Genomic DNA, 24,686 nt, shown 5'->3' with positions numbered 1-24,686 from the left:
GCTATAACTTATTAAATTTTTCCATTATGGACTTAAGATGAACTTCACTAAAAGTTCCTCAAAAGAAGGAAGTCCTAGAAATAAAAAGAAATTTATGAATAAAAATTAAAAAGTTGAACGAAACTGATGTTCTCAATTTCCTTGTTATTCAAAATTCCTATTCATTTTTCATCTCATAGGCTTTAATCCATTTAGCCCAGCTATTTAGCTTATTACCTGAATGCTGCGTTGTAACATCTGTCCATTTCAGATCATATTTTTCTTTCAAAAGAATGCCTAAATTCTGCCCTGATAATTTATCAGTTGAATACAAATCTTTTATTTCCAATATAGCTTGTATACTAAATTCTGAACTAGCCTTAGCATAAAGAATTGAATCAAAATCATCGATCTCCATCACCCGATCATTGTCTACTAACTCAAACTTTCTCAAAATCTCTACTGTTTTATTTGTCTTACTATCATTCGGTAACTGTTGAAGACTTTTACCTACTATTTCACTATAAATTGAAATAAACAATTGAGGTGAAATTCTAGGAACAAAGAAATTAGAAGTACGTCTTCTATTCATAACGGAAGTTTTTGAACTGCCTAGATCTCGGTAAATCCATGTATTTGGCTCTGTTGTTGGTTGTAAAAAACCCGTTAATTCTAACCAACGGATAAGCCTAATAGCATATAATCGCCAAGTTTTATCAGCGTACTTATTCTCTGAATATGTTTCTTTCATTAAATCAATAATACTAGTAATTGTTAAAAAAGTTCCGCTAGGTAAATCTTTCAAATGTAAGGTAATAATATGTTTTTTAAATTTTTCTCTAATTATATTCAGTAGATTTTCTTGAGTATTTCCATCCTCTAATAAATCTTCAGATAGAACATATTGAGAGTTTTCTCGTGTAGCTAATCCAAAAAGTAAAATATCAGTCCCAACATTTTGAATTGTACCTTCAGAAAAGTTTGTCTTTTCTTGTAAAGAATGGATAGTTACAGGTGACTTAGATAAATATTTCACAACATTCCAAATTGTTGAAAAATCATGTGATGGTAAATATCTAAGAGCGATAATTGGAACATTTCCTGTCAGAACAAATTCTCGGAAAATATCCCAATAGAGATTTAGCCTATTGCCACTTTTAACAATTAATCTTTTATGTAATAAACTTTGAACTATCTCATCAGTACAAATTTCAATAGTTTCTATCAAGTCTACAGGTGCCTTTGTTGCAACAAATCTTAGTGCTTTTTGTTCAGATATACTTAGTTCACTTAAATCATCCGAAAATAAACTAGCGATATCTAATTTATTTTCTAACAAATCTTCCTGTTTAGCACCTTGTTCTAATTTGTCATATAAATGGATGCATAATTTTTTTAAGAGCCACGGATAACCTTGACTTGATACTGTTAAATTATGTTTCAAATCACCATCTAATTTTTGACCAATCACATCCTCAAACTTACTAATTACAGTATGAGATTCTCTATCTGAGAATGGGCTTAATTTCCTTACCATACGGTATTCGGAAAGTTTATGCCAGAAAAAATATGCAGGATTTTCCGTATGTGTAGTACTATCTGTCTTCCATGCAAAGCCAATACAAAAATTAAATTGTAAACTAGTAGCATCCATTAACATATTGGAAGTATTAGTAAATAGATCAGATAGATCTGGTTTACTAAACAATTCTTCAAACTGATCAAATACTAAGACTATTATTTGATTAGCCTTATCCACACTTTCTAAATATTCAGTAATCGACTCCGAATCTAACGGATGACTAGCATTTGTAATCAAAATATTAATTTCAGGATCACCAAATCCCTTTTTTTGAGCATTCTTTAACGTTTTAAGCAATGCAGCATAAATATATTCTGATGATTTAGCAGCTCGAACATCTACAGCACATATATAAACTTTGTGTTTTTGATGTCTATTTTCTGCTTTCTCAAGCAATTTTATGATTAATGAGCTTTTGCCTAACCCTGAATTTCCTGTAATAGCAAAACAACGTCTAGTTGTTTCCTTTTCTTTAATTTTTTTAAAAAAATCAAAGATATCATTAATATCTTTAGTTCTCCCTACAAAGTCTTCAGGTCTAGCAGGACGATAGTCGTTCCAATCATCACCTTTTTGGACTTCAACAACTTCAATTAGGCTCTCTTCTAAACTTAACTTTTTCTCCTTCTTTGTAAATAATATTATTTTCGAGAAATCTAATTTTGATAAGTTTGAGTCCGTCGAAGCAATATTATCTAAAAGAGCTTGGTCATCAACTAAACTTAAGGATTTAGCATGATAGCAAACTACTTTAGAAGGCATTCCTCCCTCCAGAATTGCAACAGCCCAGAACTTACCATAAGGTGTGATTAGTAAACTCCATTCTCCTATATTCTCTTCAGGCAAATATTGTATTAATTGTGCTTGAGGAGGAGGATTTATAATTTTTGAAGCCAATAGAGAATCAATAATTTTTCTAGGTGTATAAATGACTAACTTTCCAGCTAAGCCTTTTGATGCTAATTCATCCTCAATCCCTTTAGCTTCTTTACCCAATTCACTAGTACTAATTAACCAACCTTCTGAATATCCTTGTAAGACGATAGTACCCATTAGTTGCCTAATAATAGGAGCATCAATTTTCCCGTCTCGATAAGCTTTACATTCAACATAGATTGTTCTGTCCGCAACATTATGTTTACATAGCAAATCTAACTCCATTCCAGTCTTTTTAACTTCTTCTTCTACTTTGAAGTTTTGAATCTCAAGCATTTCTCTACTTAAAGTTTCTAGTAAATCCCCTCTCTCTTTAGTTGTGGCAGAACTTGGCACACAAATTTCAATTTTCATCAAGAAATCTCTAATAGTATTTTTAAACAATTGAATTAAGTATAAAAAAAAAATCCTCTAATGTCTAAATTACGATCAATTTTTCTTTTAACTATTACGTAAAGAACAATCGGTAAACAGATGCTTGGATTATCAACTTCAAGGTGTTTTTTCCTGAACCTCGGCACATCAATTGCTTTAATTAGGTATCGTTCAAAAACATAGTTACAACTTATTAAACGAGTTAATGAGCCACTTGGTTTTTTATCGTTATAAGCTCACTGTATGTGAAAAAAATACTCAAGTAATGTTCACAACCTATAGCCTTTTTATTGTCATCTAAGGGTTCATTCGTGAGCCTTTTTATATTTTAAAAATATCTTTTCAAAGCCAAAATTGAGTTTAGAATTATTTAATATTTTTGTACTGATTTCTTATTCAGTCCAAGATCATCCCATCTCTGCTTTTTACATTCAATATTTGATGAGGGGTAGGTTGAGGGGTAAAATCATAGATAAAAAATAAGCCCTTGTAAAAACAAGGGCTTAATTCAAAATTTGGCGGAAGCGGTGACAGTCACATTAAAAACATAAGAAATTGAAAAACAATAATAAATAAAACATATATTCAGTTTTTTACTGCTATTTTTACCACTTAACAATTCTGTAAATCGTTTGTTTAAAACTTCTTCATTATACATAAAGTATTACGACAGAATTTCTAAGAATGGGTTTTTATCCACGATAGCAGCTTGCGATTTCTTACGAAGTAATTCTACAAGATCATCTTGACGTTGTAACAGCATAACAAATTCTCGCAATGAGCATAAGAATAAAGTCTTCTGATTAAGAGCATTTCTACATTCAGACACAACTGATGAGGCATAACCATTTGTTGCAATGAAAATTCCATGAGCATCCGCACGGCTAAATAGGCGAACCAAATGTGGTGAAAACTCTCCTATACCTACTGATGTATTAAGCCACTTCATTTCAACAAGATGAATCTTTCCATTTAGTTCAATTACACCATCTATTTGTTCGACAACAACGGAAGTATCAGGATCTCGACGACGGAAGTCTTCACGCACAAGAATTCCATAGATACGGAATAAATCATTTAGCACTCCTTCTAAAAGTTTACCCCTTTCCTGTGGTTTGTCATCCATTCCAAAAAGTGCAGCAAGACGTAGGCTAATAGCATTAATATCTTCACGTCGTTTTGCTGCTGCGATGCGTTCTGCTTGTTGCCTAGATTGACGCTCATCTCTCTCGGCATTTCTTTCCTGCTTCATCCGAGTAAATGAATCTTTCTTGTTTACTGCTTCCCGAATACTTACGACTAACCCTTTAGCTTTAAGTTGGTCGGCTGGCCAACAAGTTTCAAAATTCTCAAACTCTATAACTCGCTTAATTATTTCACGACGGGCACTAAGCCCACTATCCCCTCGTGAATTCACTTTCGTTAAAACGTTACGAACAATTTCAAATTTATTAATTGACTTAGGATCGGTCTGTACAATTCTAGCAACACCGATTATATCCTCTTGTGGAACACCTGCTCCTTGCAGAAAAAGCACAACAGCTTTCTTTCCTCGGAATAACCTTGGAATCGTTTCAACTAGCAATTCGAATACATCAGGTGGATAATGAAATATGTCCGTCATTCTATTCTCTCATAGCCTTCAATACCTCGTTTATGTTGGGTTTATATTGAAGTGGATTGAAACTAATCTATACCAAATTTTAAATGATATATCAGAACATGGAACTACTAAATAAACCACTACCTATTATTTTTCTGTTTACTATAGGCTTACATCACTATCATCATTAAAGGATACATTTTCAGATAGCTCATGTAATTTTGCCTGAATCAATTTTTTATCAGGCAATTGCAATTCATATTGAGCTACCATTGTCGGTGACAAATGGCGTGATAGTGCATACTCTACCACATCTTCATCTTTATCCCGACATAACAACACCCCGATACTTGGGTTCTCATGAGGTTTCCTCACATCACGATCTAATGCTTCAAGATAGAAACTAAGCTGTCCCAAATGTTCAGGACTAAATTTGGCAATCTTTAATTCAAACGCAACTAAAGCAGCTAAACCACGATGGAAGAATAACAAGTCAATAAAGAAGTCTTGATTACCAACCTGTAACCGATATTCTTCACCAACAAAAATAAAGTCTTTCCCTAACTCAAGAATAAACTGCTTCATATTTTGAATTAAGGCTTTTTGCAAATGACTTTCATCATGCTGCATGGGCAAGCCTAGAAATTCCAATACATAGTTATCTTTAAACGTATTGTTAATGCTTGGATGCAATTCTCTCAGCACTGCTGAGAGTTTTTGATTACCTAGCATGGTACGTTCAAAATGTGATGTACTGATCTGACGCTCTAACTCTCGTGTTGAATATCTTTCTTTAATACATAGTCTTAAATAATATTCACGTTCTTCTGCGGTCTTGCAACGTGAAAAAATAATGGTGTTATGTGTCCAAGACAATTCTCTCACCAGTGGTGAGAGTTTTTCATTTCCTTGATATGTCTCAAAAAACTGTTTCATACGCCACAGATTTTTATCACTAAATCCTTTAAGTTCAGGGTCTTGTTGTGCTATGTATTGTGCCAAATCTGTAACGACTTTTTTCCCCCATCCTTGAGAGTTGACTTTATAACTAATAATCTGACCAATGTGCCAATACAGCTCGATAAGAGCTGTATTAATCTGGGCAAAAATCTTCTGACGTGACCGTTGAATGTGTTGTAAAACATCAGAAAAATCTTTTGGGTTATCTACATCAGTCACTTTATTCGCCTCATTACCCTTAATCATCAATTTTAATCCAACGACTCCATTTTTTTAATTCATTGGATACTAAAGTTTGCAGTTTATCTTGAGGTAATAAATAAGAGTTGGTACTCGCCCCCTCATAGGCTTACCCTCATCCTGCAAAGCAATTTCCATATCTAAATAATCTTTATCAGCACAAAGAATACGGCAATTTTGCCACAGGCTGTGGCAAACTTTCATCTTATTGATATTTTTTACAGAAATCTAACGTCCTACTCTGGTTTCTTTCTAAAAACCTTTTAGGCTAATCATCCATGATGAGATAAAAGCATAGCATACGTTGAACCAAAGGATTTTTACTGCTGCTCAATTTACAACCAAAGCATCATTTTCAAAAACTGCCTGTAATACTTGGTACAAATATTCCACAGCAATCACGTTCATAGACTCTATCGGCTGTTTGGGCTGATTCACTTTAGGGATAACTACAGTTTTAAATCCGTTCTTTTGGGCTTCCTTTATACGTTCCTGTGCATTGGGTACAGACCGAATCTCACCAGACAAGCCTACTTCACCAAACACAGCCATATCGTGAGGTAAGGGTTGATTTTTTAGGCTCGATACACAAGCCAATAGCACGGCTAAATCTGACGCTGTTTCTGTAATTTTCAATCCACCCACAATATTGACATAGACATTATGTTCAAGAATATCCACGTTGGCTTGTTCTTTCATAATGGTCAACAGGAAAGTAAGGCGATTATGCTCCAGACCTAAAATAAGTTGTCTAGGTGTAGTTTTTGTTTCACTCACTAAAGCCTGTACTTCGACTAAAAATGGTCGTACACCATTTCGACTAACCATGACAACAGACCCTGCGACTGCTTCGCCATAACGATCCAAAAAAATCGTTGCTGGGTTTATAACTTCCCTCAGCCCCTGATCAGTCATCTCAAAAACACTTAATTCATTTACAGCCCCAAAGCGGTTTTTAACAGCTCTCATCATTCGATACTGTAAGTCACTTTGTCCCTCAAAATATAATACGCAATCAACCATGTGTTCCAATACACGAGGACCAGCCAATACACCATCTTTAGTCACATGACCAACTATAAGTAAAGATATCCCCCTTTGTTTTGCAAGTCGGGTTAAGATTGCAGCAGATTCTTTAATTTGTGATGTGCTGCCTGATGCAGCAGGAATAGCCTCCGTATATAAGGTTTGAATGGAATCCAAAATCACCATAGAGGTTTTTTGTTCCGCTAATATCTCACAAATGCGTTCTACTTTCGTTTCTGCCATGACATCCAGTCTGTCCAGTGGCAAACCCAATCGTTTAGCTCGCATAGCAACTTGTGACAGTGATTCCTCTCCTGTGATATATAAAACCGATTGATTTTCTGCGATATGCGTGGCGGTTTGTAAAAGTAGCGTTGATTTGCCAATGCCAGGATCACCGCCAATTAATACCACTGATCCAGTGACCAGACCACCACCTAAGACACGATCAAATTCTCCTATGCCTGTTGAACATCGAATCTCCTGACTCATCTTAACTGCATTTAATTTAGTAATGTGATGTTTCTGTCCTGCATAACCAGAATGACTTAAACCTGCTGTAGCCCGATGCTGAGTCTTTCGTTCAACTACTGTTTTGCTGATACTATTGAATGCCCCACATTTAAGACACTGTCCAATCCAAATATCCTCCTCCTTGCCACAATCACGGCATACATAAACTGTAATTTTAGCCATCGTAAAAACTCTACTTTTTCATCATTAAAAGCACCTTATCAAGTTGAATTTTCAATCTCAAGCAAGGCGGTGAAATAAGAGTAATTCGTTGAGAATAGAGGGAAAAAAGTAAAAAAATATTCCAAGTGAATGTATAACTAAAATAATGTTAAATGGAATAACCAATATATTTAAGACAATTCAAAATTTAATTCGATAAAACATACTGATATCAATTGACTCAATTCCCACATAAATTTATCATTCCTCTGCTGACCCACATGGTCAGTCGGTTTTGACAGACCGTTCATCTAGCGTATCAGGTTCATATTTTCTAAATATGGATTTTGTGCGAAACCTTCTCGTACCCCCTTTGCGGTAGAACGGGAGGGGGACGCTTCGTGCGTGCTGGTTACTAGATGTCCAGTCTGTCAACCCCCTTTCGTTCTGCCACCATCATTTGACAGTGATTTGGTAGAACTTCTAAGTACATCTAGGAGTAGTCACTATGACTTATCATTCTCTGTTACACCCAATCCCCATTCATTTTTTGATTGAATTCAGGCTTTTAAATTAGCTATCTGATTTTTATTCAGCCAATTTTATCATGTCATCTTAATACCCATCCGTATTGAGGGTATTACGCCTGCCTGTTTAATGGCTGCACAAATTCGCTGAATCAAAAACATTAAAACAATTCCAAAAATTAAATATCGGGGAAAAACATGAACATACTCTCATCTCTTCTTTTGATCAGTATTACTGCAATCACTTTAACAGGCTGTGCCAGCAAATCTGAACGTGAATTCGTTAAGGGTTGCAAAATGGGCGGTGCTGATAGCTCTACCTGTGAATGTGTCTATGAAAAAATTGAAGATCAATATGGCGCAGATCGACTGGAAGAAAAATTTTATATCATCAGCCAAACGCAAGAATTTCAGGAAGAAATTGTGCGTTACGGTATGCAATGTATGAAGAAGTAAGCCATGCGAGCAATTGCAGGAATTATTGTTGTCATCGTTGCCATTGCGTTTCTGGGCTTACCTTTTATTGGATTCATGATTTTACTGGGGCTGTTCATGCTACTGGTGAACTTTGCAACTGGGGGAGATAAATAATGAAAGAAAATATTAAGGCATGGGCTATCGGTGGCTATTTTATTATTGGCTTCTTTTTTACGGTTTACCAGAACTTCTGGGGTCAATACAGCTACAAGTCATTCGCCTATCACATTGGTCGGGGAATCGTCTGGCCTGCGGTCATGTTCCCATCCGTAGGTAAATTTATTGGTGGTGTTCTAATCCTCATCATTATTGGCGCACTGGTATTGCGTTCTAAATAATTCAACCATTTATATTCAAGAAAAGACTTATGAAGAAATTAATCATGGCAATACTTTTAAGTATTGCAGTTCCCGCAATTGCACAAGCCAAACCAGCAACCTGTCAAATCGAAGATAGTGGTAAAACCATATATAAGGGTAAGTGTAATTTTGATCCACAAGGTAACGGCAGCTTTTATATTAGCCACCCTAGTTTTGCTAAAAAATTAAACTTTGAAGGCATCATGGTTTGGATTGAAAGTAAAGATCAAGCTGTTGTTCAAGCAACAAAATTGAGTGGTGGCGCATCTACATGGGGTGAGGCGACTCGCTCACAGAAGGAGAAAGCCTGCTGGGTTGGTGATTGGTTCAAAGTCTGTACTTGGGCACAATAGCATATTAGCTATTGTCTATAATTATTTAAATTTTAAAGGAATATTTAATGAAAAAGTTTATTGTCGCTGCTTTAGTCACTGTTTGTACAACTTCTGCTTTCGCAAATCATGCTGTTGTTTCATTTGCTGGCAAAAAGGTCACTGTAGAAGATACTCGGGCTTCATTGATCAAAAAGCTCGGCAAACCCCAATATGGTGATAACAGCTACAGTCAATGGACTGTGAATGGATTATCCATTTACGCAAATTATAATCAATACGGAGTAAATAATTTTAGCGTTAGTCAGCTTAAACCTACACCTGTAACAGTAAATGTAGATGGCAAGGTTATTACGCTAGGGAAAGATAGTCTTCGTTCTATTGCTGCTAAAATCAAATCAGGTTGTTACGACTATACTGATGGTAAACAAGGTTCTTCTTACTCATACGCCGTTCTTTCAGGAGCAGAGGGTGAATATCAAGTTATCTTTAATATCACTGATGATGATTTTGATTTAAAGACGAAAGTAAAGCGTCCTATTAATGAGGTTCGTATTAGCTATGATGCGATATGTCAATAACTAAAGCTATACACAATAAAAACTGCACCCATGAACAAAAAAATAAGGGAAACCGATTCCCTTATTTTTATATTTCAATAAGTTGAGTTAACTTATTGTCTTCTTAATCATAGACCATATAAAACCAACTATGCCAATTAGAGGTAGAGCTAGCTTTATTTTTTCAGTGAATGTATTGATTATTCTTGATTGTCTAAATATTTCTCAGCATCCAATGCCGCCATACAACCCGAACCAGCGGAGGTAATCGCTTGACGATAAATACTATCTGCCACATCACCCGCAGCAAATACACCCTCGATAGATGTAGCCGTTGCATTACCCGCAGTTCCACTTTGGACTTGGATATAGCCATCACGTAGGTTCAATTGACTTTCAAACATTCCTGTATTGGGTTTATGTCCAATCGCAACAAACAAGCCTTGCACTTGAACATCTTGGATACTTGCATCTTGAGTGGATTTAATACGTACCGCCGTTACACCTGTGTTGTCACCTAAAACCTCATCAACTTGATGGTTCCAAATAATGCTGATTTTGCCCTCTTTCTCTTTGGCAAAAAGATGGTCTTGCAAAATCTTTTCAGAACGCAGACTGTCACGACGGTGTATCAGTGTCACATGTGCAGCGATATTTGACAGATATAAAGCTTCCTCAACCGCAGTGTTACCACCACCAACCACCATGACATTTTGGTTTTTATAGAAGAAACCATCACAGGTTGCACAGGCACTCACACCTTGCCCCATGAAAGCTGACTCGGACTCAAGACCTAGATATTGAGCTGTTGCACCTGTTGCAATAATCAGTGCATCACAAGTGTATTCACCCATGTCACCTTTGAGTACGAATGGACGAGTTTTGAGATCCACCTCATTGATGTGATCATAGACCATTTCTGTACCAAAGCGTTCTGCATGTATCTGCATACGCTCCATGAGTACAGGACCAGTTAAGCCCTCAGCATCGCCAACCCAATTATCAACTTCAGTCGTTGTTGTTAATTGCCCACCTAATTGTAGTCCAGCAATCAATGTTGGGTTAAGGTTGGCACGAGCTGCATATACGGCTGCACTATAACCCGCAGGTCCCGAACCTAAAATAATTAAACGAGAATGTTGATTTTGCATTTAATTTTCTCCAGCATTCTACAAACTTCGCTGATTAACACGTTTTGATAATTCTTCAGCAGATTCTTTACGCTCAGAATAACGATCAGTTAAATACTGACTTTGCCCTCGTGTCAGCAACGTAAATTTATATAACTCTTCCATCACATCCACGATACGGTCGTAATAGGATGATGCTTTCATTCGCCCATCTTCTTCAAACTCTAAAAATGCTTTTGGAATTGAAGACTGATTCGGAATCGTGATCATCCGCATCCAACGCCCTAAAATACGCATTTGATTGACACTATTGAAAGATTGCGAACCACCACTGACTTGCATTAGTGCCAGTGTTTTTCCTTGAGTGGCACGAATCGCACCACCTGCCAATGGAATCCAATCGATCTGTGACTTAAAGATCGAACTCATTGAACCGTGACGTTCAGGCGAACACCACACCATGCCCTCTGACCATGCCAAAAGCTCATGTAGTTCTTTTGCTTTTGGGTGTTCCATATCCGCATCTTCTGGCAAAGGTAGCCCTTTCGGATGAAAAATTTTAACCTCGGCACCAAACTGTTCCAAGATTCGACCTGCTTCCATCACGGCTAAACGACTATACGAACGCTCACGGTTAGAACCATATAACAACAAAATACGTGGCGCATGATCTAACGATTTAGCTTGAACTTTTTCCAAAGTTGGCTGTTCAAGTAGCTCCATATCAACATTAGGAAGATTCATTACAATTACACCGATTTAAAATACTTTTTTCTGAGCCATAACGACACACTGACTAAAGCGATCAATACAGGTACTTCAACCAAAGGACCAATCACGGTGGTAAATGCCACAGGTGAAGCCAAACCAAAGGTTGCAATCGCTACAGCCAAAGCCAACTCAAAGTTATTACCAGCAGCCGTGAAAGAAATTGCGGTGGTTTTAGGATAGTCATTGCCCATCCATTTGCTCATAAAGAAGCTAATGAAAAACATCACAATAAAATAAATCGTGAGTGGAATTGCGATACGCAGAACATCCAATGGTAAGCTCACCACATCACCACCTTTTAAGCTGAACATTGCCACGATGGTAAAAAGAAGTGCCAATAAACTGAGTGGGCTGATCTTGGGTAAAAAGACATTTTGATACCAATCTAAACCTTTAGCTTTCACTAAAGTGAATCGGGTCATAAAGCCGAGGAAAAATGGAATCCCCAAGTAAACCAACACCGCATGGGTAATCGTCCAGAAATCAACATTGATCACTTGCCCTGCGATACCGAAATAGGGTGGCAAGAATGTGAGGAACAGCCAAGCATAGGTACTAAAAAACAGAATCTGGAAAATACTATTGAATGCCACCAACGCTGCTACATATTGGTTATCACCACAGGCTAAACCGTTCCACACCAAAACCATCGCAATACAGCGAGCCAAACCGATCAGGATCAAGCCTGTCATGTATTCTGGATAGCTATGTAAAAAAATAATTGCTAATGCAAACATTAATACAGGCGCAATCACCCAGTTCTGCACCAAAGACAAAGTTAAGGTTTTCTTGTCTTTAAACACTTGTGGCAAAGTAGCATAGTCCACCTTGGCTAGAGGTGGATACATCATCAGAATCAAACCAATCGCAATTGGAATATTGACGGAATCCACACTCATTTTGTCTAAAGTAACGGAAGCTTGCGGAAAGAACACACCTATTGCTATCCCTAATCCCATCGCAATGAAAATCCATAGCGTCAGGTTACGATCTAAAAATGACAGTCTTTGTTGAGCCATGACGTTCTCATTCAATATCTGAGATGTGATTGATTGCAGCAATCAATTCAGGGCGTGTCATATTTGCTGTATCCAGTGCAAATAACGCATCTAAACGACGATTGATGTGGTCTACAGTGACTTGGAATGCCTGTAATTTTTCTTCTTTAGGCAAGTCTAGGTGTGATGGATCAGCTAAACCCCAATGCGCCTTGATCGCTCCACCTAAATAAAGTGGACAAGCTTCTTGCGCTGCTGAATCACAGACTGTAATCACCACGTCAGGTTGATATTGTTCACAGTCATCAATCGTTTTACTCCATAAACCATCCGTTGACAGACCTAAGTTTTGCAAGGTTTCAATCGTTAATGGATGCACCTGTCCAGATGGCTTACTGCCTGCACTGTACGCTTTCCAGTTTTCAGGCGCACGACTGTTAAACAGCACTTCAGACAAAATGCTACGGCAGCTATTTCCAGTACACAAAAAAAGGAATTTCATAATCTATTACTCACAATAACTATTGATAGGAAACGTGTTGGTATCGACCACAACTTGACTGGATGATGTTTTTTGTAAAGTGACTAGAATTTCAAAACACCAAGCTGGTAGTTGTGGATTAATGCTGTAGTACACCCATTGGCTTTGTCGTCTGTCCTGCAACAATCCTGAAGAACGTAATAACGCCAGATGCCTAGAAATCTTGGGTTGGCTCAGTTGTAGCTTTTCTGTCAGATCACAGACACAGAGTTCTTTATTCTCAGCAATTAAAGTCACGATATTGAGACGGGTTTCATCAGATAAACATTTAAAAAAATTAACTTGATCCATCTTTGCTACCTATTTATTCATTTGGATATGCAGATAATCATATACAAAAATTAAATTTTTTAATTCACTCTCTGACCATTTTCATCAATCACTTGTTCACCATCTTCTTTAATGAAAGCACCCTTTTGAGGTAATGGCAGAATTTCTAAAACGACTTCTGATGGACGGCTTAAGCAAGTGCCTCGTTCAGTCACCACAAATGGGCGGTTGATTAAAATAGGATGTTCAAGCATGAAACTGAGTAATTGTTCATCACTCAAATCAGGGCGATCAAGTTCCAGATCACGATAAGGATCAACATTCTGCCGAATCGCCTCTCTGACCGTTAAGTTTGCACCCTGAATCAATTTAATTAATTCGTCATGACTCGGTGGTGTAATGAGGTATTCAATCACCGTTGGCTCAATTCCTGTATTACGAATCAAAGCCAAAGTGTTCCGAGATGTCCCACAGGCAGGGTTGTGATAAATCTTTACATCTAATGAAGCTGTCATCAAACTAGACTCTGTTGATATATTCTTATATCTTTATATGCGAATTAACATATATATGCAATACCGTATATTTAATTTTTTTAATCCTTTTAGAAGAGAACAAGGTCCTCTTGAAAAGAACCTTATTACTCTCAAAATGCTATCTGCTAACTCATTCTATTTTTTTTAACTTAACAGTTACCACTGTGTAAGTTTCACCCTCAGCCTTTAATTCAAAATCAACTTTTTGCCCTAAGCGATTGCCTCACAACTAATCAAAATAGTAGACATGTTTATTACTCATGCTTTGAGTACGCTTCTTTTCAAGAAAAAACGTATCAATCAGCAAAAAAATCACGCCTAAAGTAATCGAACAATCTGCTAAATTAAATACTGGAAAACTCCAAGTTTTCTCATAGTAGATATGTATAAAATCAACCACATAACCCAAAACCATTCGATTAATTAAATTACCTATGGCACCACCTAAAATCAGCGAAATAGCAATAGGTAAAATGACTAATTTCTTTGGGATACGCATTAGCCAAAAAATAAAGATCAGGGAAAAGATACCAGCTAAACCTGTCAACAAATAACGTTGCCAACCACCTGCATCAGATAAGAAGCTAAACGCTGCGCCGTGGTTATATGCCAATGTCCAATCAAGAATTTGTGGAATGACCTGAATAGAATCAGAATAAGCACAAATTTTTTCTACGCTATCCTGACATGGTAAATCTATGTGAGGAATTTTTTCTAAGGCAATCCATTTTGTCCATTGATCCAAAACAATGGCAAGAACGGAAAGCCCAAGCCAAAATAAATTGCGAGGATAAAACTGAAACATTTTTTTGGTTGAATTTATTTGTAGAGTATTAGGCATATTTCTCTCGCTTCGCCACGATTTTTGACGTGATATCAGTCAGACTCATCTTTAATTAACCGTTAAACGACTAACAACTTGATAAGTGATAAAAGCGAATAGATAAGCCAACGAAAAGAGATAAACAGCCATTATGGTTGGTTGTTTCCAACTTCCTGTTTCTCTTCGAATAGTCGCTAGTGTTGCTAAACAATGTGGGGCAAAAATAAACCAAACCAACAATGACATACCTGTTGCTAATCCCCATCCATCAGGACCTGATATTTGAGATAATAGAGTTTGGGTAACTGCATCCTCATCGCCAGACATTGCATAAATCACGCCTAATGCAGCAATAATCACTTCACGAGCTGCCATTGCAGGAATCAAAGCAATGCAAATTTCCCAAGTAAATCCAATCGGAGCAAATATTGGATGAATCAAATGCCCTAACTGTCCAGCTATACTGTAATTGATTGGTGGCATTGTTGGGTTATCGGGTGGTAATGGGAACGTTACCAAGAACCATAATAAAATAGACAGCGCGACAATAATTCCACCAACTCTTTTTAAGAATATAGTTGCTCTATCATAAAGCCCCAAAGCTACATTTCGAACATCTGGAATACGGTATGTAGGTAATTCAAAAATGAAAATACTTTCAGTTTTATCTTTTCTGACTAATTTCAGGAATAAAGAAACCAATAAAGCGGATACAATTCCTGACATGTAAAGCCCGAATAGAACTAGACCTTGTAAACTGAGCCACCCATAAACCAACTTGTTTGGAATGAATGCAGCGATCAGCAAAGCATATACAGGTAATCGTGCAGAACACGTCATTAAAGGTGCAATCATAATCGTTGCTAAACGATCTCTTTCTGAACTGATACTTCGTGTTGCCATAATTCCTGGGATGGCACAAGCAAAGCTTGAAAGCAGTGGAATAAATGAACGCCCACTTAAACCTGCTTTAGACATCAGTTTATCCAATAAAAAAGCAGCTCTAGGTAAGTAACCTGATTCCTCTAAAACTAAAATAAAGAAAAATAAAATAAGAATTTGAGGCATATAGGCAAGGACACTACCTGCACCCGCAATCACACCATCAACAATCAAACTTCTTAGAAGTGGGTGCGAAATTAAAGGTCCAATAACACCACTAAACCATGTAATCGAATCCTCAACAAAGGAAATTAATGGTTGAGCCCAAATAAAGACTGCCTGAAACATTACAAACATGGTAAAGGTCAATATTAATAATCCAAAAACTGGATGTAAGAATATTTTGTCCAAGAAAGCCGTTCGTTTATCACCATTATCATTTTTCAAGATGACTTGTTTTGTAATATATTTGATTTGGTCAAAGTGACTCAGATCAGAATGATAAGGGGCAACAAACAAATTCTTTTGATCCAATTGGGTCAATAGTCCCTGAATGCCTTTTGTTTTTACAGCTACTGACTCAACAACAGGAATACCTAAAAGCTGAGATAGCTTCGTTGTATCAATTGCAATCCCACGCTTTCTAACCTCATCCATCATGTTAAGAACAAGTAACATTGGTCTGTTCAAAGCTCTGACTTCAAGTACAAGACTTAAATGAAGATGAAGATTCGTAGCATCGACAACACATACAAAAATATCAGGTATGACTTCGCCTTTTAATTCACCAAAGCATACTGCTCTAGTGACCTCCTCATCTAAACTGCTCGGTTTTAAACTATAAGTCCCAGGCAAATCCAATACTCGAACGGTATCACCAGAAGGTAGTTTAAAAAAACCTTCCTTACGTTCAACTGTTACCCCAGCATAATTTGCAACTTTTTGACGAGTCCCTGTGAGGGTGTTAAAAAGTGATGTTTTCCCGCAATTAGGATTACCAACAAGTGCAATATTTTTAGTGTCCATTGGTAATCTCTACAAAAATTCGTTCTGCTTCATTTTTTCTTAAGGCGAAACGTGAGGTTTCGATTTGAACCAACACAGGATCACCACCAAAAAGCCCTTTCGCAAGCACTTGTAAGGTTTCACCTACTCTAAAGCCCAGCAGTTCTAAACGCTCCAGAACAGGATCATTTTTATCTTGATACTGTTCACCCTTTTTAAGATCAATGATTTTTACAGTCTGATCTTGCTTTACTTGAAATAAATTCATTGTCTGTACCTTATTTCAACGCCAAAATTTTTCGAGCGCCATTCAGCACAAATAATGAAACAAGAATACCAATAATCAAATCTGGATAAGCTGAGCCCGTCCATGCAACCAGTACACCTGCTAAAATTACTCCCATATTTACTATCACGTCATTAGCAGAGAAGATCCAACTCGCTTTCATATGGGCTCCACCATCTTTATGCCCAGAAATGAGATACAAGCACGTCACATTGGCAATAAGTGCTAAAAAGCCAATAATGATCATCAAATCTGACTCTGGTTCACTACCGAACATGAAACGTCTGACAACATCAATAATAACGATCAAAGCTAATAAAAGTTGAATCCATCCTGCAAAATGAGCTGCTTTTAATTGGTATTTAGCTGCTTTCCCTACCGCATAAAGTGCTATACTGTAAACGGCAGCATCTGCAAACATATCAAGAGAATCCGCAATAAGCCCCGTCGATGCAGCAATGATGCCACTTATGAACTCAATAAAAAAAAGAACACCATTAATCGCTAGTAATAATTTTAGGACTTTCGCCTGCTTAGTCGGATCTGGCGTTTCAGGCAATTCCCCAGTGGCTTTTACTGTTTCCACAAGCTTTGCACCAAAACCGAGGGCTTCAAGTTTTGTGGTAATTTCATTAATCCCATTTGTATGGAAAACAACTAACTGTCTTTGTGCCAAATCAAATGATAAACCTTTAACTTCATGCAAGGGAGAAAGAGCCATTCTGACCATTTGCTCTTCTGCCGAACAATCCATCTTTGGAATCAGAAAAGTACTGGCTTCTTGTGTGTGCTCTTTATTTTCATAAGCTTCAGTTTTATTTAATTTTGCTCCAAATCCAAGAGCTTCAAGTTTTGCAGTGATTTCATTATTTTCACCATTATGCAGAACTTTTAGGTTTCGGTTTGGCAAATCAAATACCAGCCTCTTAACATCTACTAATGAAGATAAAGTCATCCGAACCATTTGTTCCTCTGCGGAGCAATCCATTTTCGGGATGTTATAGTCACTGATGAAAGTCGCTGTATCTTCACTCCCCCGAATCGTTTCAGGTGAAGTTATCGAATCCGAACCACAACATGAATTCGACTGCGTAGAACACGGCTGGTTACTACCGCAAGTATCTTTTTCATCAGAGTTAGCTCCTTGCTGTAACTCATTACCACAACAAGAGCTTTTACTTACTTCAGTAGCTGAATCTTTACCTTTACAAGAATCTGTTTCTGATTCATTTTGTTTTTGCTTGGTATCGTCGCAAGAACTTTCTTTATTACAACCGCAACCACTCATTGATGTGCCTATAGTCATATCTTTACTTATTGCATATTAAAATCCCTATAGCTACTATAGAGTCAAGCTAGTTTTTGTTGATTACCATGTTCTTAAAAATAGGTGAGTTATCTGAGAAAACCTCTTGTTCAGTATTAACAATCAGGTTCTATGAAAAAGAAGGTTTAATCCCACCACCCGAAAGAAATCAGGGTAACTATCGACTGTATTCTGAAAACTATATTGATAGATTAAAATTTATTGTCAATTGTCGAACATTGAACATGAATCTTAGTGAAATCAAGAAATTATTAACTTATAAAGATACGCCTGCCCAAAATTGTTCTGAAGTAAACGAACTTATTGATTCTCATATTAGAGATGTACAAGATAGTATTAAAAACCAACAGAAACTCATCGAGCAGTTGTTAGAAATTCGGAAAACCTGTGACGGTTTATGTACTGCTGATAAATGTGGCGTATTAAAAAATTTAGCTTGAGCTAGTTGCTAAGGGAACCTAAAAGTTCCCTTAGCTATTAATTTAGTGCTTTAACACTACGAGCTAACTCTTGTCCCATTGTCGTTACACCCAATAAAGCACCACATTGGTGAGGCTCCTCTTTCTCATTTGAATTATAAAACTCCTCAACAATATCCAGCCCCTCCTCACCTCCCACCTCAAAGCTGGCATTGCCATAACCTTGTCGTGCCACATGATCCAAAGCCTCCTGATAAAACCCTGCTGCCTTGCTCTGTTCATCGATCTGTTTGGCTGACGTAATTGCCTCCTGCAAATTCACACCATCACGTAAAGTTAAATCCACGTAATAGATCGGGGTACGGTAGCTTTGAGTGGTACTCTTTCCTCTTAGCGTTAGTTGCAATGGTAAACATGAAAGCAAGTCACCCGATGCCGCATGATAGTAACGAAGCCGTGCTGCCAAGGTACGAATGCTATTAAAGCCTGTGGTTCTAAAGATGAATGTGCCAAACTCATCCGATTCATCTAGATTCACATACAGCCGTCCGTAGGGTTTACACAGTCCACCTTGCGCCAATGGACATAAATCAGGTGATGGACATGGATGTTGTTCAATACCGTTTTGTCCGAGTCGCTGACAAGTTTCTCCATTGCCTGAGCAGATTAAACGCCCTGTTTGTCGGTCAAATAAGCTGTACTCTGCCCGTAGGTTCAACTCAGGATCATTAAAAATCATACGAACTGGAATGCTTCTCAGCTTTTGGTTTTGATTAGGTGCTTTGGCACGTAGTTGCTCATCCAGTGGATGTTTCACCCATCCATCCTTGTTTTGGATTTGGCTGGTAATGGTAAACTGGTCATCTTTTTCAGGGAGTCGTTTGCCATTCTTTTCGACAATTTTGCCAATACTGATACGTCCTAAAACGGGTGGTGTAATTGCGAGACCTTTAATCATGGTGATTGTCCTTATTACAAATTTAGGGAATGAAAAATAGATTGATGTGGTAGAAGCAGATCAAGACAGGTGGTTTATGCCGTTGCAGAATAAACATTAAATCGTCTGCTACCCTGACGGGATTGTGGGTACTGTTGCAATAGCTCAGGCTGTGCCTGTAACAATGCCTTTTGATCCAGCACCACACTGTCTTTGGACTTCTTCCATGTCACACTGCCTTGAGTAAATATGGCTTTTTCGGCATCTTTCATTAATGCCTGAATCCGATGCTTGAGATAGTCATACTTGGTTTGATGGTCGGTGAGTTGTTTTTCCTCATGCAGTAGGTCGGTAAACAGTTGATCGACTCCCTCTAACATAGAGAAATCAACACTCTGCAAAGGTGTATGTTGGGGGTAAAGCAGTTGCAGGGCTTTGGCGGCTGATTCACTGGCATCAACACTCGGTGGTATGTCATTTTCAACACAGTTCCAGAATATCCGTTCAGAAGTCATGATTTGGTCAATCACAATTTCATTGCGTTCAACCTTAAAAATCTTGGCTTCATGTCCACAGATCAAGACACAGATATGCGCTGCCTGTTTGCCTGTGACTGCCAGTTGATGCTGTACCTGAATAATCACGTATAAAGGCACACCATCACGCCAGAGTTTGGTTCCCCATTCACCGACAGATTTACATTCCAATACCTGCACTTCATCACAGCCCACAACGGCATAGTCCAAATTGGCTAACATAAAGTGTTTGTCAGGATCAGGATGCTGTAACACTGCATTGACCTTACGCACTTTATGACCTGTCTTGTGCTGGTAATAATTGGCAATCAGAGGTTCAAGCTGATTGCCCCAATATAAGGGTGAATAACTGTTTTGGGTGGGTTGATCAGGCTGTGTCTGCATCCGACCTGTTTTAATCATCCATAGTTCCAGCATACTCATGTGGGGATTAAGCCCACAGGCTGCTGCGGCATCACTACTGCCAATCCCCTGTTTTCTGACTTGTAGCCATTGTTCACGGCTCATACCTTTGGTTTTAGCAAGACGTTTGGCATGGGAACGGTGTGGTTTAGCAGATTGTGGGAGTGATGCTAAATATGCTGAGGCTGTGGATTTACTGGTTTGTGGTTCAACAATATGGTTCATTAGATACTCCATGTCTGTAAAAATTAAAATTGCGGCATAAAAAAAGCCACATCAGGGCGATGTGGCAAAAGGGAGTTTTGGGTAGAGGGAAACAAAGGATTTAAGCAATCGGTATATTCCTTAGGCTAATTTGACTGGTTCTAAATCCAGCCAAAGTTAGACCACCATTCTGAGTGCCTGTTCCAGTCCTCGCTGTTTCATGGCTGCACCTGTACCAAACCATGCTGAATCCAGTCGGTGATCGGTACTCATGGCTCGACGTTCGTGATCAACAAACTCAGTGATGCTACACAGTAAACCATAGGCTGTACCTTTGGCTGAACTGAGTTCTGCACCCCGTCCCTGACCATTAAACATATCCATGACTTTCGACATGGCTCGTCCATTCGGTTCAGTTTTATTGGTCGCAGCGTTTTGGGCTTCATTTGCCACATTACGGTAGAACTGGATAATGCTGTCATCCTGTTCAGCAATGCTGAGACTGGTATTGTTAAATACCGCATCAAAATAGGCTGCCGCTTCCTGCTGGGTGACTTTACGCTGACTCAGTTGTTTCATTTCATACATATGCTCATCCCATGCACGAACGGAAATACCCAGTTGCTGTTTGACCTTTTCCGCATCAAATCGGGTACTGTGTGGAACTTTCACTACGCCTGCACTGGTACTGCCATTACGTAAGGCAATCGCCAAAGTGTTATTACACACCACACGGATAGAGGTAAATTGTGCTGTGGTTGCCAGTGTGCCATCACATGCTGTTGCGAGAAGAATATAGCCATTGCTGACATCCTTACCTTTGAGAGTGGTGCTTTGTCCTGTCCGTGCCAATGCCCAGAATTTCTTGCCACCTTTCAATACGCCTGCGGTTTCCAGTTCAAAGCCTGATTGTTCGGTCAGATCACGATAGTCGGGTAGGAACACTGTATTACTACACCATTCCCCCCTAAGAACCGTACGTGCGAGTTTCCCCGCATACGGCTCAAGCCTTCCTAAGTCCACTTTCGCGAACCGGCTTCACAACTTTTAAATCTAAGGCATTGATCTGATTAGAGCAGTGAGGATGCACCATAATGGTATCAGTGAATCCGTGTTGCTGACCTTGAAAGGGTAAAGATTTGCGATGCAACTTCCACCCAGATTCATTGTTAATCAGTTTTCGACAAATTGGGCAACAACCATCCTGTTTTGACCAGATATAATTAAGCCGCTTCCTCCCTCTCAACGAATGCTGCATTTTGAGATTCATACGCTCCTCAAAATACCCATTCCATGTAGGATCAAAAGGATTAGCTTCTAATCTAATCGGATGGTGTCTTCGAATAGGAGTATCAACCATTTTCCTCAGTGATTTCAGAATCGGGTTTCCATCTGGAAATCGTTCTCCTGTCGCTTCTGCAAATACCCAATTACGAGTATCCACAGTATGGAAATAACGGTTTCTAACCCAGCCTTTTCCTTTTTGAGGATGGCGACGAAGTGCCCATTGCCATAAAGCACACCAAATCTCATGGTCTACGCGAGCAAATGTTTCTTTCGCTACGATGTGCCTATGATAATTTGACCAGCCTTGGATCATTGGGTTAAGTTTATAAATCAGATGTTCTTGATCCAGTGTCTTATTCCCTTTGATGACTTTACGAACCTTTTCCAGAAATGTTGCCACATTTCCCTTGGAGGGTTTAGTCAATAGTTTTCCATTGTACTTACGTAGGTTTTGACCTAGAAAATCGAAACCTTCATCTATATGCGTAATCTTGGTCTTTTCTGGCGAAAGCATAAGTCCACGCTCTCTCATAAAGTCCTCAATGATTGGTTTGACTTCTTGTTCCAGCAACTCTTTCGAGCAACCTGTTACAATAAAATCATCCGCATAACGTACATAATTGACCTTCAGACGAGTCTGGATTCTATTAGCGTACCGCTTTTGTTTAAAAGCAGCCTCTAATTTAGCTTCCAACCCATCTAAGACAAGATTCGCCAACGTAGGTGAAATAATCCCACCTTGTGGAGTGCCTGCCTCAGTTGGAAAAAGTTGTTTGTCTTCCATATAACCAGCTTTCAACCATTTCTTCAAAATCATGCGATCCGTTTGAATATGATTCAATAGCCAGTTATGGCTGATATTATCAAAGCAACCTTTGATATCACCTTCGAGTACCCATTGAGCACCATGTTTTCTGGACAATACGATGAAGCATTGTTCAATTGCATCCGCAGTGGATCTCTTGGTTCGAAAACCAAATGAACGATGATCCCCAGTCGTTTCCGCCACGGGTTCAAGCGCAAGTAGATAAAGTGCCTGCATTGCTCTATCGTGCATGGTTGGTATTCCAAGCGGTCTTTTCTTCCCATTGGCTTTGGGAATATAGACACGCCTAAGCGGCTTAGGCTGATACCCTCGCCGCTTGAGTGACAGGATTGCTTGAGATTTGGATTCAGGAGTAGACCATATAACACCATCTACCCCTGAGGTTTGCTTGCCTTGATTTTCAGTAACTCGCTTAATGGCTAATGCTTTGCCACTGAACGAGTGGGTAAGAATCCATTGCAAAGTTTTGACCTTGTTATGTTTCCTTTCCTGTGTTGCCTTTACGATACGCGCTTGGAGCCTTCGCACTTCCTGATGACATTTTGCCCAATTAATATTGGACCATGCTATCACTTGGTGTGAGGGTGCACCCGCGCAAATCATTTGTTGCGTAGTCATCTGCTATTCCCTCTTTTAGAAGGTTAATAAAGTTCTCTCGTAAAGAAAGACCTTGTGGAAGTCTGCCCGCTTTCGCGTGGGATAATATTGCTAAATCACTCAATCCCTATCCTCTCCATTACCGAGTGGCATTCGCTTTCTCCACATTCCTTTACCCGCACCACCAACAGCATCCTTTACAGTTTGCCTGCCCTAATTAAGGCAATGATACGGGCTTACCATGTTTCATTTGAGTAACGAAATGGGTTAGACCCTGCCTTTCCACCGGCGACCTTATTGTCCGTGTATTCCTAGAATTCAAAGGAATAACCAGTCGCATACCTTTTGGTTCAAGCCTATCAGCATCTTTGGCTTGTTAATCCTAACGATGTTTATCAGCAGTTCACTTATGTTGGTCATACCATCTAGCCTAGCGCTGTACCCGCATTGATGCTCGCAGGTCATACCTTTGCTTCACAGCATCGATATGGGCTTTAAGCCCAGCTACATTGTCCCAGCAGTTTCACACAGAATCGTTACCAATCCTGCATGTGCCAGTAGGCTACTGATGACGGAACATCAGGTTCCTCAACAAGTTTCCTCGTTGGAACAATTACTCAAACAACCTCATGTCACACAAACTCAAGGATTTCTTTGGGCTGAACTTCCTGAAAACGCTGGCTGACTACCGATAAAGGTGCATGGGTATCAGAACGGTATAAAACACGCTGTTCCTCATAAGGAAGAATAATAGATTGTCCCCGATCATTCTTTGCCATGTAACTGACATCGGATGATTCAATCCGCCAGTCCATGCCTGCCTGCTGCGCCCAGACTTCAATCGGTTGATGTGGACTGAGTTGATTACCCAGACCATGCCACGGGGTTTCACCGACGTACGCCATTTGTTCAAGTTGATGTGCCATGATGATTTCTCCTGTCCTTAGTTGAAATTGTGCTGGCAATTGTTGCAATGGAAATAAGCGGTAGGCTGCTGTGGCTGTGAGGGTTGAACCAGACTATCCAGCAAACCACCAACCACTGCACCTGCAAGCCCACCCAGTAATGGTGAAAATGGCGTAGGGAAACTCTTGGCAAGGCTTGCACCAATCCCTGCACCTGCCATTGAAGAAAAACTGTTATTGCCTGATGGCTGTGTAGTTGCACGGCTAACATTGGCTGAATAGCAATATGGACATGTAATATTCATAAGATAATCCTCATTAAATGAAAAAAGGCTTACCAATCGGCAAGCCTGTGTTTTTGAATGTAAGGGAT

23 protein-coding genes and 3 pseudogenes are annotated in these 24,686 nt (G+C 38.8%); 6 read left to right on the top strand and 20 right to left on the bottom strand.

Annotated features, from left to right (window positions below; all coding sequences use genetic code 11):
• Positions 1-157 precede the first annotated feature (157 nt).
• The 4 genes from C502_RS0114615 to radA form a co-directional block, all read right to left on the bottom strand.
• On the bottom strand, positions 158-2,851 hold the full coding sequence (locus tag C502_RS0114615; protein ID WP_018679556.1) for an nSTAND1 domain-containing NTPase: 2,694 nt from the start codon (positions 2,849-2,851) through the stop codon (positions 158-160).
• 685 nt (positions 2,852-3,536) lie between these two features.
• Positions 3,537-4,496: a hypothetical protein gene (locus C502_RS0114610; RefSeq protein ID WP_018679555.1), complete on the bottom strand. Its 960-nt coding sequence runs from the start codon at positions 4,494-4,496 to the stop codon at positions 3,537-3,539.
• A gap of 141 nt (positions 4,497-4,637) precedes the next feature.
• The gene (locus tag C502_RS0114605; RefSeq protein WP_018679554.1) at positions 4,638-5,681 is read right to left on the bottom strand and encodes a PDDEXK nuclease domain-containing protein; all 1,044 of its coding nucleotides are present in this window, start codon (positions 5,679-5,681) and stop codon (positions 4,638-4,640) included.
• 324 nt (positions 5,682-6,005) lie between these two features.
• Positions 6,006-7,397, bottom strand: coding sequence for a DNA repair protein RadA (gene radA / locus C502_RS0114600; protein WP_018679553.1), 1,392 nt, complete (start codon positions 7,395-7,397; stop codon positions 6,006-6,008).
• Positions 7,398-8,101: 704 nt separating this feature from the next.
• Between radA and C502_RS0114595 the strand changes: the two genes are divergently transcribed.
• Genes C502_RS0114595 through C502_RS18405 form a run of 5 tightly spaced genes read left to right on the top strand, consistent with a single transcriptional unit; the run spans position 8,102 to position 9,652 of the window.
• Entirely contained in the window at positions 8,102-8,359 is a 258-nt protein-coding gene (locus C502_RS0114595) for a hypothetical protein (protein WP_018679552.1), read from the top strand.
• A gap of 3 nt (positions 8,360-8,362) precedes the next feature.
• Entirely contained in the window at positions 8,363-8,494 is a 132-nt protein-coding gene (locus tag C502_RS19660) for a hypothetical protein (RefSeq protein WP_018679551.1), read from the top strand.
• Complete coding sequence (locus C502_RS0114585) at positions 8,494-8,718, top strand: hypothetical protein (RefSeq protein WP_018679550.1); 225 nt, start codon at positions 8,494-8,496, stop codon at positions 8,716-8,718. The genes C502_RS19660 and C502_RS0114585 overlap by 1 nt, the downstream gene beginning before the upstream one ends.
• Positions 8,719-8,762: 44 nt before the next feature.
• Entirely contained in the window at positions 8,763-9,092 is a 330-nt protein-coding gene (locus C502_RS0114580; protein ID WP_018679549.1) for a hypothetical protein, read from the top strand.
• 47 nt (positions 9,093-9,139) lie between these two features.
• Positions 9,140-9,652 (top strand): hypothetical protein, encoded by a 513-nt coding sequence (locus C502_RS18405; RefSeq protein WP_018679548.1) that lies wholly within the window; start codon positions 9,140-9,142, stop codon positions 9,650-9,652.
• A 179-nt stretch (positions 9,653-9,831) separates the two neighbouring features.
• On the opposite strand, the gene trxB is transcribed toward C502_RS18405, so the two are convergent.
• The 10 genes from trxB to C502_RS0114525 form a co-directional block, all read right to left on the bottom strand.
• A complete protein-coding gene (trxB, locus tag C502_RS0114570; protein WP_018679547.1) occupies positions 9,832-10,782 on the bottom strand; it encodes a thioredoxin-disulfide reductase in 951 nt (316 codons plus the stop codon).
• A gap of 18 nt (positions 10,783-10,800) precedes the next feature.
• Positions 10,801-11,505, bottom strand: a complete 705-nt coding sequence (gene arsH / locus C502_RS0114565) for an arsenical resistance protein ArsH (protein WP_004699742.1) — start codon at positions 11,503-11,505, stop codon at positions 10,801-10,803.
• Positions 11,506-11,510: 5 nt separating this feature from the next.
• Complete coding sequence (arsB, locus tag C502_RS0114560; protein ID WP_018679546.1) at positions 11,511-12,551, bottom strand: ACR3 family arsenite efflux transporter; 1,041 nt, start codon at positions 12,549-12,551, stop codon at positions 11,511-11,513.
• 7 nt (positions 12,552-12,558) lie between these two features.
• A complete protein-coding gene (locus C502_RS0114555) occupies positions 12,559-13,032 on the bottom strand; it encodes an arsenate reductase ArsC (protein ID WP_018679545.1) in 474 nt (157 codons plus the stop codon).
• 6 nt (positions 13,033-13,038) lie between these two features.
• Entirely contained in the window at positions 13,039-13,362 is a 324-nt protein-coding gene (locus C502_RS0114550) for a metalloregulator ArsR/SmtB family transcription factor (protein ID WP_018679544.1), read from the bottom strand.
• Positions 13,363-13,421: 59 nt separating this feature from the next.
• Positions 13,422-13,856: an arsenate reductase (glutaredoxin) gene (arsC, locus tag C502_RS0114545; RefSeq protein ID WP_018679543.1), complete on the bottom strand. Its 435-nt coding sequence runs from the start codon at positions 13,854-13,856 to the stop codon at positions 13,422-13,424.
• Positions 13,857-14,106: 250 nt separating this feature from the next.
• A complete protein-coding gene (gene lspA / locus C502_RS0114540) occupies positions 14,107-14,718 on the bottom strand; it encodes a signal peptidase II (RefSeq protein WP_018679542.1) in 612 nt (203 codons plus the stop codon).
• 51 nt (positions 14,719-14,769) lie between these two features.
• On the bottom strand, positions 14,770-16,608 hold the full coding sequence (gene feoB, locus C502_RS0114535; RefSeq protein ID WP_018679541.1) for a ferrous iron transporter B: 1,839 nt from the start codon (positions 16,606-16,608) through the stop codon (positions 14,770-14,772).
• A complete protein-coding gene (locus C502_RS0114530; protein WP_018679540.1) occupies positions 16,598-16,855 on the bottom strand; it encodes a FeoA family protein in 258 nt (85 codons plus the stop codon). The genes feoB and C502_RS0114530 overlap by 11 nt, the downstream gene beginning before the upstream one ends.
• Positions 16,856-16,865: 10 nt before the next feature.
• Entirely contained in the window at positions 16,866-18,161 is a 1,296-nt protein-coding gene (locus tag C502_RS0114525) for a cation transporter (protein ID WP_018679539.1), read from the bottom strand.
• An 86-nt stretch (positions 18,162-18,247) separates the two neighbouring features.
• On the opposite strand from C502_RS0114525, the gene cadR reads away from it, so the two are divergent.
• On the top strand, positions 18,248-18,640 hold the full coding sequence (gene cadR / locus C502_RS0114520) for a Cd(II)/Pb(II)-responsive transcriptional regulator (RefSeq protein ID WP_018679538.1): 393 nt from the start codon (positions 18,248-18,250) through the stop codon (positions 18,638-18,640).
• A 132-nt stretch (positions 18,641-18,772) separates the two neighbouring features.
• Here cadR and C502_RS0114515 read toward each other — a convergent pair.
• From C502_RS0114515 to C502_RS0114490, 6 genes and pseudogenes are all read right to left on the bottom strand, one after another.
• Positions 18,773-19,577 (bottom strand): annotated as a pseudogene (locus tag C502_RS0114515) (recombination directionality factor); the annotation flags it as partial.
• A gap of 74 nt (positions 19,578-19,651) precedes the next feature.
• Positions 19,652-20,719, bottom strand: coding sequence for a YqaJ viral recombinase family nuclease (locus tag C502_RS0114510; RefSeq protein WP_018679536.1), 1,068 nt, complete (start codon positions 20,717-20,719; stop codon positions 19,652-19,654).
• A gap of 156 nt (positions 20,720-20,875) precedes the next feature.
• Positions 20,876-21,631: pseudogene (locus C502_RS18400) on the bottom strand (DUF932 domain-containing protein); the annotation flags it as partial.
• A gap of 70 nt (positions 21,632-21,701) precedes the next feature.
• Positions 21,702-23,414 carry a group II intron reverse transcriptase/maturase gene (gene ltrA / locus C502_RS0114500; protein WP_228129346.1) on the bottom strand — a complete coding sequence of 571 codons (1,713 nt, stop codon included), beginning with the start codon at positions 23,412-23,414 and terminating at the stop codon, positions 21,702-21,704.
• A gap of 632 nt (positions 23,415-24,046) precedes the next feature.
• Positions 24,047-24,334, bottom strand: a pseudogene (locus tag C502_RS0114495) (DUF932 domain-containing protein); the annotation flags it as partial.
• A gap of 17 nt (positions 24,335-24,351) precedes the next feature.
• On the bottom strand, positions 24,352-24,618 hold the full coding sequence (locus tag C502_RS0114490) for a hypothetical protein (RefSeq protein ID WP_018679532.1): 267 nt from the start codon (positions 24,616-24,618) through the stop codon (positions 24,352-24,354).
• Positions 24,619-24,686 lie beyond the last annotated feature (68 nt).

The organism is Acinetobacter tjernbergiae DSM 14971 = CIP 107465, from assembly GCF_000374425.1.
GTDB classification, from domain to species: Bacteria; Pseudomonadota; Gammaproteobacteria; order Pseudomonadales; family Moraxellaceae; genus Acinetobacter; species Acinetobacter tjernbergiae.
Note: the sequence above shows the minus strand (reverse complement) of the source record. Positions and strands in the feature narration are given on the sequence as shown.